The sequence below is a fragment of the Microbacterium sp. H1-D42 genome (genome assembly GCF_022637555.1).
In the GTDB taxonomy this organism is placed as follows: domain Bacteria; phylum Actinomycetota; class Actinomycetes; order Actinomycetales; family Microbacteriaceae; genus Microbacterium.
In genome coordinates, this window is record NZ_CP093342.1 from 1,857,709 (window position 1) to 1,872,475 (window position 14,767).

Annotated in this window: 14 protein-coding genes; 5 read left to right on the forward strand and 9 right to left on the reverse strand. The window is 66.4% G+C overall.

Going from position 1 to position 14,767, the window contains the following annotated elements:
- On the reverse strand, window positions 1-2,355 hold the full coding sequence (locus tag MNR00_RS08835) for an excinuclease ABC subunit UvrA (RefSeq protein WP_241925574.1): 2,355 nt from the start codon (window positions 2,353-2,355) through the stop codon (window positions 1-3).
- Between the two features lie 189 nt (window positions 2,356-2,544).
- Here MNR00_RS08835 and MNR00_RS08840 point away from each other — a divergent pair, with 189 nt between their 5' ends.
- Window positions 2,545-3,102, forward strand: a complete 558-nt coding sequence (locus MNR00_RS08840) for a DUF308 domain-containing protein (protein ID WP_241925575.1) — start codon at window positions 2,545-2,547, stop codon at window positions 3,100-3,102.
- 78 nt (window positions 3,103-3,180) lie between these two features.
- Here the strand turns inward: MNR00_RS08840 and MNR00_RS08845 are convergent, their stop codons facing one another.
- Window positions 3,181-3,945 (reverse strand): SDR family oxidoreductase, encoded by a 765-nt coding sequence (locus MNR00_RS08845; protein WP_241925576.1) that lies wholly within the window; start codon window positions 3,943-3,945, stop codon window positions 3,181-3,183.
- A gap of 113 nt (window positions 3,946-4,058) precedes the next feature.
- Here MNR00_RS08845 and MNR00_RS08850 point away from each other — a divergent pair, with 113 nt between their 5' ends.
- The 4 genes from MNR00_RS08850 to MNR00_RS08865 all read left to right on the forward strand — a co-directional run bounded on the left by MNR00_RS08850 (window position 4,059) and on the right by MNR00_RS08865 (window position 6,735).
- Complete coding sequence (locus MNR00_RS08850) at window positions 4,059-4,541, forward strand: NfeD family protein (protein WP_241925577.1); 483 nt, start codon at window positions 4,059-4,061, stop codon at window positions 4,539-4,541.
- Window positions 4,541-5,458 (forward strand): SPFH domain-containing protein, encoded by a 918-nt coding sequence (locus tag MNR00_RS08855; RefSeq protein WP_241925578.1) that lies wholly within the window; start codon window positions 4,541-4,543, stop codon window positions 5,456-5,458. The genes MNR00_RS08850 and MNR00_RS08855 overlap by 1 nt, the downstream gene beginning before the upstream one ends.
- Window positions 5,455-6,231: a glycerophosphodiester phosphodiesterase family protein gene (locus MNR00_RS08860; protein WP_241925579.1), complete on the forward strand. Its 777-nt coding sequence runs from the start codon at window positions 5,455-5,457 to the stop codon at window positions 6,229-6,231. The genes MNR00_RS08855 and MNR00_RS08860 overlap by 4 nt, the downstream gene beginning before the upstream one ends.
- A 120-nt stretch (window positions 6,232-6,351) precedes the next feature.
- Window positions 6,352-6,735, forward strand: a complete 384-nt coding sequence (locus MNR00_RS08865; protein WP_241925580.1) for an RNA polymerase-binding protein RbpA — start codon at window positions 6,352-6,354, stop codon at window positions 6,733-6,735.
- A 1-nt stretch (window position 6,736) separates the two neighbouring features.
- Here the strand turns inward: MNR00_RS08865 and lnt are convergent, their stop codons facing one another.
- The 7 genes from lnt to MNR00_RS08900 are packed head-to-tail and all read right to left on the reverse strand — an operon-like array spanning window position 6,737 to window position 14,766.
- Window positions 6,737-8,263 (reverse strand): apolipoprotein N-acyltransferase, encoded by a 1,527-nt coding sequence (gene lnt, locus MNR00_RS08870; protein WP_241925581.1) that lies wholly within the window; start codon window positions 8,261-8,263, stop codon window positions 6,737-6,739.
- 4 nt (window positions 8,264-8,267) lie between these two features.
- Complete coding sequence (locus tag MNR00_RS08875) at window positions 8,268-10,742, reverse strand: DEAD/DEAH box helicase (RefSeq protein ID WP_241925582.1); 2,475 nt, start codon at window positions 10,740-10,742, stop codon at window positions 8,268-8,270.
- Entirely contained in the window at window positions 10,739-11,503 is a 765-nt protein-coding gene (gene tatC / locus MNR00_RS08880) for a twin-arginine translocase subunit TatC (RefSeq protein WP_241928804.1), read from the reverse strand. Before tatC ends, MNR00_RS08875 begins: the two co-directional genes overlap by 4 nt.
- 57 nt (window positions 11,504-11,560) lie before the next feature.
- The gene (gene tatA, locus MNR00_RS08885; protein WP_241925583.1) at window positions 11,561-11,851 is read right to left on the reverse strand and encodes a Sec-independent protein translocase subunit TatA; all 291 of its coding nucleotides are present in this window, start codon (window positions 11,849-11,851) and stop codon (window positions 11,561-11,563) included.
- A gap of 31 nt (window positions 11,852-11,882) precedes the next feature.
- On the reverse strand, window positions 11,883-12,875 hold the full coding sequence (locus tag MNR00_RS08890) for a WYL domain-containing protein (RefSeq protein WP_241925584.1): 993 nt from the start codon (window positions 12,873-12,875) through the stop codon (window positions 11,883-11,885).
- On the reverse strand, window positions 12,872-13,861 hold the full coding sequence (locus MNR00_RS08895; protein WP_241925585.1) for a WYL domain-containing protein: 990 nt from the start codon (window positions 13,859-13,861) through the stop codon (window positions 12,872-12,874). Before MNR00_RS08895 ends, MNR00_RS08890 begins: the two co-directional genes overlap by 4 nt.
- Window positions 13,858-14,766, reverse strand: coding sequence for a hypothetical protein (locus tag MNR00_RS08900; RefSeq protein WP_241925586.1), 909 nt, complete (start codon window positions 14,764-14,766; stop codon window positions 13,858-13,860). The genes MNR00_RS08895 and MNR00_RS08900 overlap by 4 nt, the downstream gene beginning before the upstream one ends.
- Window position 14,767 lies beyond the last annotated feature (1 nt).

Genomic DNA, 14,767 nt, shown 5'->3' on the forward strand with positions numbered 1-14,767 from the left:
TCACGCACCGACGTAGTCGGCGAGGTGCTGCCCTGTGAGCGTCGTCTTCGCCGAGATGAGATCTGCCGGCGAGCCCTCGAATACCACGCGTCCGCCATCGTGACCTGCACCAGGTCCGATGTCGACGATCCAGTCGGCGTGCGCCATGACCGCCTGGTGGTGCTCGATCACGATCACGGTCTTGCCGGCATCGACGAGGCGATCCAGCAGTCCGAGCAGGTTGTCGACATCAGCGAGGTGCAGCCCCGTCGTGGGTTCGTCGAGCACGTAGGTGTCGGCGTCCTCCCCCATCTGGATCGCCAGCTTCAAACGCTGCCGCTCGCCACCGGACAGGGTCGACAGCGGCTGCCCGAGGGTCAGGTATCCGAGACCGACGTCCTGCATGCGGCCCAGGATCTTCACCACCGCCGGGATCTTCGCCTCATCCGACGCGAAGAACGCGTGCGCCTCCGAGACCGGCAGGTCGAGCACCTCGGTGATGTCCTTGCCTGCGAGCTTGTACTCCAGCACGGCGGCCTGGAAGCGCTTGCCTCCACAGTCCTCACAGGGCGTCTCGATGGTGTCCATGAAGCCGAGTTCAGTGATGATGACCCCCGAGCCCTTGCATGTGGGGCACGCGCCCTCACTGTTCGCACTGAACAGCGCAGGCTTTACTCCGTTGGCCTTCGCGAACGCCTTGCGGATCGGCTCGAGCATCCCGGTGTACGTCGCCGGGTTGCTGCGCCGTGACCCCTTGATCGCCGTCTGGTCGATCGAGACGACATCAGGGCGCGGCGAGATCGAGCCGTGCACCAGCGAGCTCTTGCCCGACCCGGCAACACCGGTGATGACCGTGAGGATGCCCGTCGGCACGTCCACGTCGACATCCTGCAGGTTGTGCGTGTCGGCGCCGCGCACCTCGATCACCCCGGAGCGCGCCCGCACGGCGTCCTTCAGCTTCGCCCGATCGTTCAGATGCCGCCCCGTGACTGTGTCGCTGGCCGCCAGCCCCTTAACGGTTCCCTCGAAGCCGATCTCTCCACCCGCGCTCCCCGCGCCGGGCCCCAGATCGACCACGTGATCGGCGATCGCGATGGTCTCGGGCTTGTGTTCCACGACGAGCACGGTGTTGCCCTTGTCGCGCAGCCGCAGCAGCAGGGAGTTCATCTGCTGGATGTCGTGCGGGTGGAGGCCGATCGTGGGCTCGTCGAAGACGTACGTCACGTCCGTGAGCGACGAGCCGAGGTGCCGCAGCAGCTTGATGCGCTGCGCCTCTCCCCCGCTCAGCGTGCCCGACGGGCGCTCGAGGCTGAGATAACCCAGGCCCAGGGTGACGAAGGAATCCAGGTTCGACCGCAGCGCGTCCAGCAGCGGCCCCGCCCCTGTCAGCGTCAGAGCATTCACCCACGCGGCAAGGTCAGTCACCTGCATCCGACATGCATCGGCGATGCTGACGCCGTCGATCTTCGACGAGCGCGCCCCCTCGGTGAGCCGGGTTCCGTCGCACTCAGGGCAGGTGGCGAACGTCGCCACCTTCTCGACGAACGCGCGGATGTGCGGCTGCAGCGCGTCAAGATCCTTCGACAGCATCGCCTTGGTGATCTTGGGGATCAGCCCTTCGTAGGTGATGTTGATCTCGTTGATCTTCACCTTCGTGACTTCTCCATAGAGGAAGAGGTGTCGCTGCTTCTCGGTGAACTGCTCGATCGGCTTGTCGGCGGGGTAGAAGCCGGACCCTGCGAACTGCTTCACCATCCAGCCGTCGGCCGTATAGCCGGGCACCATGATCGCACCGTCCAGCAGCGACTTCGATTCGTCGACGATCTGCGTCAGGTCGAGGTCGGAGACCGCTCCCCTGCCCTCGCACCGCGGGCACATGCCGCCCAGATAGATCGCATCCTTGACGATCTTCTTCTCGCCGCCCGGTCCGATCATCACCCCGCTCGCTTTCTGCGTCGGGATGTTGAAGGAGAAGGCCGTGGGTCCGCCGATGTGCGGCGCACCGAACTTGGAGAACAGAATGCGCAACATCGCGTTGGCATCGGTCACTGTGCCGACAGTGGACCGCGGGTTGGCTCCCAGCCGCTCCTGATCGACGATGATCGCCGTGGTCAGTCCCTCGAGCACATCGACGTCCGGCCGAGGCACTGACGGCATGAACCCCTGCACGAATGCGCTGTAGGTCTCATCGATCATGCGCCGCGACTCCGCCGCGACCGTGTCGAAGACGAGTGAGCTCTTGCCGGATCCTGAGACGCCGGTGAAGACCGTGAGGCGCCGTTTCGGGATGCTGACGCTGACGTCCTTGAGATTGTTCTCACGCGCACCCTGAATTCGGATGACGTCATGGCTGTCAGCGGGGTGCCCCTGTGTCACGTCTGTTCCTTCTGTCGATCGCCTGATGGACTGTCTGATCCTTGCATCCACCGCCGACACCCGCCACCCGAATCAGGTGAAAGATCCCACGCAGAGCACGGTTCACCACTACGCTGAGGGCATTCCTCACAGGAGGTTCCCAGAAAGGTATCCCTCATGTCTGATGCGGTCTCAGAAGCGAAGAGCTTCGTGAAATCCGTTCGTGTGTTCCTTGCTGTCTCCGGCGTCATCGCGCTTGCCGCTGGCTTGGTGCTGCTGATCTGGCCGGGCAAGTCGGCGACGGTGTTCGCCGGCATCGCCGTAGCCATCATCGGCGCCTACTTCGTCATCGGCGGTCTGGTGTACATCGCCCTGGCGATCTTCTCGAAGGAGAAGGGCGGCTGGTCGCGCATCGGCCACATTCTGCTCGGCCTGCTTTACATCGTCGCCGGTGTCATCATGTTCGCGAACTTCTACGCGAGCACGGCTGTGCTGATCGTGATCGCGATGGTCATCATCGGCGTCAGCTGGATCATCGACGGCATCGTCTCGCTGAGCCTGCTCAAGAGCGCGGCGTCGAAGACCTGGACGATCATTTACGCGATCATCGCGATCATCGCCGGTGTCGTCGTCTGCTTCGCGCCGCTCTACAGCGCGGCCGTCGTGTGGATGGTCATCGGCATCTCGCTGATCGTCATCGGCATCGTGCAGATCATCCGCGCGATCACGATGAAGAGCGACGTCTCCGCCGCTGAGGCTCTCGCCTGAGCTTCAGCGACGAAAGAAGGAGGCGGCCCCGATGATCGGGACCGCCTCCTTCTGTCTTGTGAGCCGTTCAGCCGCTGCTTACTCGGCGATGAAGTCCGAGGTGTCGCCGATCAGGCGGGTGTTGTCTGCCGGCACGGGATCGACCGCAGCTCGAGCGACCTCGGCAGCGAACTCCGAAACGTTGTAGAGCTTGCCAGCCGATTCACGACGACCGGCGATCGCACCAGGATTCGCGCGCTCGAGCAGGGTCGCCGTGATCGTGCCCTCGATCATGTCGCCGGAGACGACCGTGAAGCCGATGCCCTTCTCTGCCAGGCCGGGGATGAGTTCGCGCAGCGCATCTTCGCCTGCCCGCTTGGACTTCGCCACCGGCTCATACTCCGGCATCGTCGGGGTCGTGCGGATGAAGTGCGCCTGGTGGCTTGTCACGAACACGACGCGAGAGCCTTCACCGAGCAGCGGCTCCGCAGCCTGCAGCACGCCTACCTGCGCATCCCGATTGAGCTTGAGCGCATAGTCCTCGGCCATGCCGGACTCCATGCCACCTGAAGCGTTGAGCACGAGCACATCGAGCCGTCCGAACTCCGCGCGCACCTGTGCGAACAGGGAGGCGACGGAATCGGGGTCAGTCAGATCTGCGCCGACGACCAGCGCCCGGCGTCCCAGAGCGCGCAGCTCGTTCGCCAGCTTCTCGGCACGCGGCGCCTTGTTGCGGAAATTGATCACCACATCCGCGCCGGCTTCGGCGAAATAGCGAATCGTGTCTGCACCGATTCCTCGCGACGAGCCGGTGACGAGTGCCACCTTGCCGTCGAGGGATCCGGCGGGGAGAACCTGGGTCATTTCGACTCCTCGTGGGCGCGGATTTCGCACGTTTGGCGACATCTCACCCTACAACGGCAGCGAGACGGATCCCGGCCCCACCCCGCGTGGTAGGTTGACCCCAGGAGGGCCCCATGGACGACTTCTCGACATTAATCACGGTCATCGAAGACTGGGCGTGGGTCGGCTGGCTGGTGCTGATCGCGCTGTTCCTGGTGATCGAGATGCTCACTCTCGACATGACTTTCCTGATGCTCTCTTTCGGCGGCGCGGTCGGGCTGCTCAGCGATCTGGTCGGACTGCCGGTGTGGGCGCAGGTGATCATCGCCGGTGCCGCCGCGGCCGCCTTCATACTGTTCCTGCGGCCACCGCTGCTGCAGCGTCTGAGCAGGGATGAGGATCCGACGCCTTCCAACCTCGATGCTCTGCTCGATCTGCGCGGAGTAGTCCTGCAGGACGTCACGCAGGCGTCTGGGCAGGTGAAGCTCAGCAACGGCGACACCTGGACTGCGCGCAGCTTCGATGGCATCCCCATCCCGCAGGGCAGTCACGTCGCCGTCACCGAGATCAGCGGCGCCACCGCCATCGTCCACCCCGTCACCGAAGAGGACTTCTGATGGACAGCTCGTTCATTCCCGCCGCAATCGCCTGGATCCTCGCGATCGCAGTCATCATCTTCGTGCTGGTCACGCTGGCCCGCGCGATCCGCATCATCCCGCAGGCGACCGCCGGTGTCGTGGAGCGCCTGGGGCGCTACCACAAGACCTTGACCCCAGGTTTGAACATCCTGGTCCCGTTCATCGATCGGCTGCGTCCCCTGATCGATATGCGCGAGCAGGTGGTGTCCTTCCCGCCGCAGCCGGTGATCACCGAGGACAACCTCGTCGTCTCCATCGACACTGTCGTCTATTTTCAGGTGACGGATGCCAGGGCGGCGACCTATGAGATCGCGAACTACCTTGGCGCGGTGGAGCAGTTGACGACCACGACCCTGCGCAACGTCGTCGGTGGCCTCAACCTCGAAGAAGCACTCACCAGCCGTGACAACATCAACGGACAGCTGAGGGTCGTCCTCGACGAAGCCACCGGCAAGTGGGGCATCCGCGTCTCGCGTGTGGAACTGAAGGCCATCGACCCGCCTCACTCCATCCAGGACTCGATGGAGAAGCAGATGCGAGCGGAGCGCGAGCGGCGTGCGACGATCCTCACCGCGGAGGGATCCAAGCAGTCGCAGATCCTCGAGGCCGAGGGGCAGCGTCAAGCGGCGATCCTCAAGGCCGAGGGCGACAAGCAGGCCGCGGTCCTACGAGCACAGGGCGAGGCCGAGGCGATTCAGAACGTCTTCACCGCGATCCATCAAGGACGCCCTGACGACAAGCTCCTCGCCTACCAGTATCTGCAGATGCTGCCGAAGATCAGTGAGAGCGAATCCAGCAAGCTCTGGATCATCCCCAGCGAGCTGACCGAAGCTCTCAAGGGCATCGGCAGCGCCTTCACGCCGAGGCCGGGAACCGACGTGCAGCGCGACGCGTGACGCACCCTTACTTCCTCGACGCAGGACGACCACGCGTCTTCGCCCACCGTGGCCTGGCTTCGGCACCGTCGCAGGATCCGACCATCTGGGAGAACACCGCCGCGGCATTCGCGGCTGCGCATGCCGCCGGCGCCACGTACATCGAGACGGACTGTCAGGTGACCGCCGACGGCGACGTCGTGCTGTTCCACGACGACACGCTGCTGCGCGTCGCCGGTGACCCGCGCGCCATCGCCGATGTGCGCACATCCGAGCTCACTGCCCTGTTCGAAGACCACGGCGGCATCCTGACCGTGGCCGAGGCGCTGGATGCGTTTCCGGAGTCGCGCTTCAACATCGATGTGAAAGTCCCTGCCGCGGCCGAACCGATCGGCGCGCTGATCGCGCCGCACGCGCACAGAGTGCTGCTGACGAGCTTCTCCGACGGCAACAGGGCGGCCGCCCTGGCCTCCGCCATGCGCGCCGGCGCCGGCATCCCCCCGGCGACCTCCGGCGGGACGAAGGTGATCGCGACCCTGCGCGCCCTCTCAGCCCTGCGGCTCTCCCCCGCTCGCGCCCTGCGCGGCGTCGATGCCGTGCAGATCCCCGAGCGGCACAACGGAGTGCGCCTGTTCACGCCGACGTTCCTGCGTGCCGCACACGCACACGGCGTCGAGGTGCACGTGTGGACCATCAATGACCCCGAAGACATGACGCGCCTGATCGCCGCCGGAGCGGACGGCATTGTCACCGATCGCGCCGACTTGGCACTGGCGACACTGAAGAGCACCTGATACACCCAGATCAGGGCCTCTGCGCTGAGATTCCGCTGTGAGTTCTGCCCGGAACTCGCCGGTGTGGATGAAGCGCACAGGCGCGAGCGTTATACCTGACAGCGACGAGAGGACCACACAATGGCAGATCGCAGCCTACGCGGCATCCGACTGGGTGCCCAGAGCCTTCAGAGCGAAGAGGGCGTCGTGTTCATGGAACGACACGCGACCACCTATAAGTGCGAGTCGTGCGGCCAGGAGACGACCCTGATGTTCGCGGCAGATGCCGAGCCGCCGCAGACCTGGGAGTGCCGCGGATGCGGCGCTGAGGCAGTGCTGCAGGTCGACGGTGCGCCCGTCAAGCTCGAGGAGACCGACGAGAAGGCTGCTCGCACCCACTGGGACATGCTGCTGGAGCGCCGCACCCGTGATGAGCTCGAGGAGCTCCTCGCCGACCGTCTTGCTTACATCCGTGCGCGTCGTGGCACAGGCGACGACCCCACGCGCGAGCGCATCGGCGCCTGATTCAGCGGCGTCGCCTGGCCCCCAGGGCGGCGCCCAGCAACAGCACGGGTCCTGAGATCAGAATCCCCAGCTGAATCCAGGGCCCCAGCAGCACCCCCGCCGTGAGGCCGGAGCGAAGTTCGACATCCTCGAGCAGCGCTCCGGCCTCATCTGCGTCCAGCGACGACACCGTCGACCCGTCCGGGCGGATGATCTGACTGGTGCCGACCGTCGAGACGTTCACGACGCTGCGCCCGGTCTCGATGGCCCGCATGCGCGCGAAGGCAAGCTGCTGCAGGTTCTCGTCGGTCCTACGGAAGTCCGCGTTGTTGGTCTGGAACACCAGCACCTCGGCACCGGCCGTGATGCCCTCGCGGATCACCTCGTCGTAGATGACGTCGAAGCAGATCGCCAGCCCCACGCCCACCCCGTCGACGTCGATGAACGGCGGATTGGTGCCGGGGGTGTACTCCCGGCCGATCAGGCCGATGAGGTCAGGAGCGATGGCGTAATAGAACTCGCGGTCTGGCACGTACTCGCCGAACGGCACCGGATGGCGCTTGTCGTGGAACTGCGCGGCAGTGCCGTCGGCCGTCCAGAGGAACGACGTGTTGAAGTACTCGTCGCCGCGCTGTGTCGCGGTGTTGGCCAGCAGCGGCGCGTCGAGGGAGTTCACGATACGGGTCAGGCGACGTGCCGTCGCGGCATCCTGGAACGGGTCGTAGTCGACCCCGCCCTCTGGCCACACGATGAGGTCGACGTCCTCGCCCTGCAGGGCGTCCGTTGCGGCCTTCTGCGCCGTGATCACGCCATACGGCTCGCGGTCATCGAAGTAGCCCGTCGTGCCGTTGCCCTGTACCGCGGCGATGCGCATGCTGCCGGACTCGGTCGTCGGGAACAACGGCGTGAAGACGAGCACGAGCACCGTGAGCGCCGGGGCGATGAGCCGCACTGGGTGCCGCCACGATCGCATGCGCACCACTTCCACGAGCAGTGCGACGGCAGCCACCATCAGGAAGGTGAGTCCGCTCACGCCGACCCACGACGACACAGGGGCGAACGGTCCCTCCGCCTGCGTCATGCCCAGTCGCGCCCAGGGAAAGCCACCGTACGGCCAGTTGCCGAGGAACAGCTCATGCAGGGTCCACAGCGCGGCCACCGTGAAGGGCAGCACGACCGCCTGACTGCGCGGCCAGGCACGGGGCAGCCAGCGGTAGGCCAGAGTGATGGGCACGAGCGAGACGGCTGTCAGAGCCGCTTCCAGCGCCGAGAGCGCCGCCCACGGGATCGGACCCAGGTAACGGGCCGTCCAGGAGACCAGCAGCGAGAAGAGCGCCAGTCCGTACACGCCCGAGACGAGCATCGCGCCGCCGACGCGGCGGCCGATCAGCGTCGGCAGCAGAATCGCCAGTGCGACGAACACCAGAGGCCAGGCCGCCACCGATGGGAAGGAGAGATTGATGAGGATGCCGGCGACTCCGGCCATCGGCACGGCGAGCCACAGCGGGATCAGTGGGCGCGCTCGGGCATCCGTCGTTCCGTCGCTCATCCGATCACACCGCCGAGTACGCGACGATGCCGCGCCGCACGCCGTCGAGGGCGCGCCTGGCGGTGCGCGCCAGGTCGCCGTCCTCGGCGACGATCGAGAGCTGGTCGAGCAGGTCGATGGTCTGTTTGGTCCAGCGCACGAAGTCGCCGGCGGCCATGTCGGCGTCGATCAGCACGCGATCCAGCGCGCCGCCGCGGGCCCACGAGTGCATCGCAGCGGCCAGTCCCGGTGCGAGCGGCTCGGTGCGCGGCAGCGAGTAGTCGTGCTCGAGGTCGTCGAGCTCAGCCCACAGCCTGGTCGTCGCGTCGTAGGCGATTCGGAACGCCCCGCGGGGCAGCCCCCGCTCCCCCATGTTCTGCTCGTCACGCCGCGGTTCGTAGACCAGGCAGCTCGCCATCGCGGCAAGCGAGGGGGCATCCAGATTGCGCCAGAGGTTCTGACGCAGCGATTCAGCCACCAGCAGGTCGCGTTCGCCGTAGATGCGGCGCATCGTGCGCCCGGCGTCGGTGAGGGCGAGGTCATCACCCGCAGCGTGGATGTAGCCCATCACCTGCAGCACGTCGATCACGCGATCGAAGATGCGCGCGACAGTGCCGGTGCGGTTCTCGATCTGACGGCGGATGCGGTCGGTCTCGCGTTTCAGCGAGTAGTAGCGCTCTGCCCACCGGGCGTGCGCCTCGCGATCGGGGCAGCCGTGACACGGGTGCCGCTGCATCCGCGTGCGCAGCTGCTGGATCTTCTTCATCCGCTTCTCGCGCGCCACGCGCGGCCCGGCGGCATCCTTGCGATTCTTCTTCTCGAGGTCGCTGAGCTCGCGGCGGATGGCCGCGTAATCGAGGAAGTCACCGTGCTCGCACTGCATGGCCTTCTCGTAGCCGTCCAGCGACTCCTCGGCATCCTTCACCTTGCGCGCGAGGCCCACCACCGCGCGGTCCGCCTGGAACTGCGCGAACGACGACTCGAGGATCTCCCTGGCCCGTGCACGACCGAAGCCGTCGATCAGGTTGACGGCCATGTTGTAGGTCGGGCGGAAGCTGGAGTTGAGAGGATACGTGCGACGGGATGCCAGTGCCGCGACCGCCTGCGGATCCATGCCTTCTGTCCACTGCACGACGGCGTGACCTTCGACGTCGATGCCGCGGCGGCCGGCGCGCCCGGTGAGCTGGGTGTACTCCCCCGAGGTGATGGCGACCCGCGCCTCGCCGTTGAACTTCTCCATCTTCTCGAGCACCACCGTGCGCGCCGGCATGTTGATGCCGAGCGCCAGGGTCTCGGTCGCGAAGACGGCTTTGACGAGTTTGCGCTGGAACAGCTCCTCGACGACCTCCTTGAAGGCCGGGAGCATGCCGGCGTGGTGAGCTGCGACACCCCGCTCGAGGTTGTCGCGCCACTCCCAGAAGCCGAGCACGTCCAGATCCTCGTCCTGCAGCGACCGGGTGCGCTCGTCGACGATCGAGCGGATCTCAGCGCGGTCCTCCTGCGAGGTCAGGCGCACGCCGGCACGGCGCACCTGCTGCACAGCCGCGTCGCAGCCCACGCGACTGAAGATGAAGAAGATCGCCGGCAGGAGATTGGCGCGCTCCAGCAGCCGCACCACGTCAGGGCGGTCCATCCGCTCTATACGCCGCAGGTTCGAAGCCCGCACGGGACGCTTGCCGCCCCGGGGCGGTCGCTGCGCCTGGCGCCCCGCGTGCCGATTGCTGCGGTACTCCTGCGCTCGCTGATTGCTCTCGTGCCGCGACCCGGTGAAGGAGCGGATGCGGGTGAGCTCCTGATTCACCTGGGCGGTGGCGACGCCCGCGCGGTCGTCGAACAGGGGCAGCAGATCATCGCGCACGAGCACGTGCTGCTCGAGCGGCACCGGGCGGATCTCCGACACGATGACGTCGGTGTCTCCACGGACGGTGTCGAGCCAGTCGCCGAACTCCTCGGCGTTCGAGACCGTGGCGCTGAGCGAGATCAGACGCACGTCCTGCGGCAGATGCAGGATGACCTCTTCCCATACGGGTCCGCGGAAGCGGTCGGCGAGGTAGTGCACTTCGTCCATCACAACGTAGCGCAGCCCTCGGAGCGCGTCCGAGCCCGCGTAGAGCATGTTGCGGAGCACTTCGGTGGTCATCACGACGATGCGCGCGTTGCCGTTGATGTTGGTGTCGCCGGTGAGCAGACCCACCTGGTCCTCGCCGTACACGTCGACCAGTTCGCGGAACTTCTGGTTCGAGAGCGCCTTCATCGGCGTCGTGTAGAACGCCTTGTCGCTCGGCGTCTGCATCGCGAGGTGGATGGCGAACTCGCCGACGATCGTCTTGCCGGCACCCGTCGGCGCCGCGACGAGCACGCTGCGGCCGCCTTCGAGCGCGTGGCAGGCTTCGACCTGGAACGGGTCCAGGTCGAAGCGCTGCCTTGCCGCGAACGCCTGCGTCTGAGGGTGCTCGGCCGCCGATCGTGCGGCGGCGTAGCGCTCAGCGGGCGACGTCATGCCACCGGATTGTCGGGATCGAGCCCTGCGGCGAGTTGTCTCTTGCGCTTCTGCTTGTCGAATATCAGGGAGAGCACTGCAGCTGCGAAGTAGAGCACGATCAGGATCCCGGCCAGCATCAGCATCGAGCCGATGTCCGCAGCCGGCGTGGCGACCGCCGCGAACAGCGCAGCGACCAGGATCGCGATGCGCCACGCCTTGAGCATCGCCTTGCCGGTCAGGATTCCGGCGAGGTTCAGCGCGACCATGAACACGGGCAGCACGAACGAGACGCCGATCACCAGCACGAACTTCAGGATGAAGTCGTAGTAGTAATCCGAGTCGAAGAAGTTGACACCGATCTCCGGAACGAAGTTCGACATCACCTCGATCACATGCGGAGCAACCAGCACCGCCACGTAACCGCCGGCGAAGAACAGCGGCACAGCGGCAGCGACGAACGCCACCGTGTACTTGATCTCCTTGCGGGTGAGCCCAGGCATGATGAACGCCCAGATCTGCCACAGCCACACCGGCGCTGACAGCAGCAGGCCGATCGACAACGCCATTCGGATTCGCAGGTTGAAGCCCGACGCGATTCCCGTGAACATCAGCTCTGCGAAGTCGCCACCGCGTTTCTCGTCGATCACACGGATCGGCTCAGTGAGAAAGTTGATCACGGGATCGGTGATGATGAACGCGATCACCATTCCGGCAGCGAGGCCGATCACGGCGATGACAAGCCGTTTGCGGGCTTCCCTCAGGTGCTCGCCGAGTGACATACGCCGATCACGCTTGCCGCCTTCGGCTGGCGCTTCGACGTCCAGTTCAGTCACGGCCTATGAGGCGCGAGGCGGAGTGTCCTGGTCGGCAGGACGCTCCGCAGGCGGTGCAGTGGAGGCCGCAGGCGAAGGTGCGGGAGCAGCCGTGGTGCCGGTCGACGCGGCGTCAGCGCCGTCGGTCGTGGCAGTGTCGGCGTTCTCGTCCTTCATGGCCTTCATCTCGCCCTTGAACACGCGAGCGGACTGGCCCATGCTCTTCGCCAGTGCCGGCAGCTTCGCCGCACCGAAAAGAAGCAGAATGATGATCAGGATGATCCACAGGTGTGGTCCTGCGAAAAGATTGCCCATGGAGGTCTCCTCTAACTGGGTCAGGGTTGGTTCAGTCTACCCGTGCGGAACGCCTGCCGGGTACGTCGTAGAGGGCAAGTCCAGCCGACGCCCAGTCTCGCGTCGCGACGCGCGCGACCGACGGATCCAGCACCTCCATCAGGCCGCCGAATCTGCCCGCGATCCGCTTGATTCCGCGGGGGTCCGCCATATGGAATCGGAGCGTGACCAGGTCACTCTCCCGATCGATCTGCTCGTGCGAGAACGCACCGAGCAGCGGGACCAGGCGATCCGGTAACCGAACCGTTACGTGTCCGGATCCGCCGTCCTCCCCGAACGTCGCGGGAACCGCGGCATCGGCGTGCGTGATCGCGATGTCGGTCAGCTGCGGGTCGCTCACTCGGTCGAGGTGGAACGTGCGCATCGCCTTGCGCAGATGGCACCAGCCCTGCAGGTACCACTGGCCGTTGGTGAGCAGGATCTGCATCGGGTCGACCGTGCGAATGGTGACCGCAGCATCAGGCGCCTGATAGCTGAATGACACCGCCACACCCTCGTGCAGCGCACGCGAGATGACATCCTGCACTTCGCTGACGGCCACGGGCGCGACGATCAGATCGGGCGGCGCACCCGCCGAGCCGCGAGACAGCTTCGCCATGAGCCCAGTGACGAGGCCGGAGTCCGCGACTGCCGGCACCGATGCCACCATCTGCAGCCCGGCCAGCAGCGCAGCGGCCTCTCGCGCGGTGAATCGCGGGACGCGGCGCAGCGCGACATCGTTCGTGATCTCGATCACGCCGTGGTCATCGAGCAGATCCCAGTCGATGTCGAACATCTCCTGCGGCAGCTGCCAGTACCCCGAGTCACCCGGCAGACCGATCACCGTGAGCTTCTCGACCATGGTGCGCATCTCGCCAGGGGTGACGCCGAACTCCACCGCGGCCTCGTCGAGGGTGACCTGACCGCGCTCGAGCAGATACGGAACGAGTGTCAGATAGAGCCGCACCCGGTCAGCCGCCAGCAGCGGCGCGCGCGACGACGTCATGATTCACTCCCGTCATGCACGCGGATGATCGCCTGCAGACGAACGATGACAGCATCCCGCAGCGCTTCCGGCTCCACCACGCGCACCTCCGGTCCGTACGCAGCGAGCTCATCGGCGAAGACGTGGCGATCGACGTATGCCACGCGGATGCCCTGGGCGGCCGGTGTCGAGCGGCGACCGAGGCGCAGCGCGGCCTCGGTGCCTGGTGTCACCTCGAGCAGGGCACTCTGCGATTCCGCCACCGCCACGAGCCCTGCCAGCGCACGGTCGGTCGCGCCCTCGCGCAGCGCAGGAGCGAACGTCTGCCCGCTCACCTTGACGTCGCTGACGATGCGGCTGAGCAGGAACGTGCGGTCGCCGTCGGCGTCGACGTCGACGCCGAACAGGTGCCAGCGCGCTTCGTACTCGACGAGCGCGAGCGGCCGGATGCGACGCCGGGTCGGGGTGTCCTCCCCCGGCTTGAGGTATTCGAAGACGACCACGCGGCTGCGTTCGATGCCCTCCTGCAGCTTCGGGAAGGCGGCGTCCCGCGCAGTGATCCGCGGCGCGAAGCCGATGATCGGCTCATCGCCGTCGATGCCGAGCGCGCGGATCTTGCGAACACCGGACTGCGCATCGCCCGAGACCGACTCGGTGCTCCAGACGCTGCCGGCCAGGCGCAGCACCGCCAGTTCTGCCGGCGTGAACTCGATGTCGGCCGGCAGATCGTACTCCGCCTGTGGGATGCGGTAGCGGGCCTCGCGCAGATCCTGCGGGTCGGTGGGGTCTCCGATCGTCTCGATCGGCATGCCCAGTGCGCGCAGGTCGTCCTTGTCGCGCTCGAACATCTTCTCCAGCGAGTCGGGCTTCGCACCCGCGTCAGCGCGCTGACGGTAGCCGGAGACGTTGTCGAGGATCTGCTGCTTGGTCAGGCCGATCTCCGTGGCCATCAGCGCCACGACGAGATTCGTCAGGCGCTCCTCCGCGGGGATCGTCGTCGGGGTCATCCCTGCGTCAGCTCCTCCGGAATGACGCCGAGGATGTCGACGACGTACACGGTTGCCGCGCCGGCCTCGCCAGGGACGACGACCATGACCTGCGAGCCGATCGTCGCCTTCGAGAGCGCCTTGGTGACGTCCTCTGGCAGCGATTCAGTGCTCAGCGAGACGGCACCGTCCCACGAGGTGCCGGTCACCGAGCGTCCTGCCCAGTCGACGGCGGTGTAGTTGAACATGGGCGCGCCGTCGCCGACCTTCTCACCCTCGCCCGCGATGAGCGTCTCGGTGATGGTGCTCTTCGGTGCGGCGCTGTCCGGCACGATGATGCCGGGGCGGCCGTCGGGGGCGCGCACGACCGAGGGAAGGTTGCGGGTGGTGTTGAAGACGTCGTTGCCCTCTGCCTTCGGCAGCAGGGTGTAGCGGATGTCGTAGACGGCGACCATGCTGTCGTCGGCACCGAGACCGACCTGTTCGGCCATGCCCTCGGGAAGGTCGCCCGACGGGATGGCCACGACGATGCGGCTGCCCTCGGTGGCGCACTTGAGAGCTTCGTCGACACCGGGCAGCTCGGTCGTCGCCGACTGCGGGCTCCATAGGCTGACGGCTGAGTGGATGGGTTCACCGGTGTCGCCGTTGACAAGCACGCGCGTCATGATCGCGTTCTGCGTCTCAGTGGTGATCGGCGCGCCGTCGCCGACGATGAGGTCGGCGTACTTCACCTCGGATGCCCGCACCGGCAGTTCAATCGACACGTCCGGCGTGCCGAACGCGCCCGACACATCGACGGACGCGGCGAGCCCTTCGGAGCTGGAGCGATCGCAGCTGGCACCGTCGAAGCTCGGCGCAGCCGAGCAGCCGGTCAGAGCGAGAGCGGAGAGGGCGAGGGCCGAGAGAGCAGCGGTCGATTTACGCACG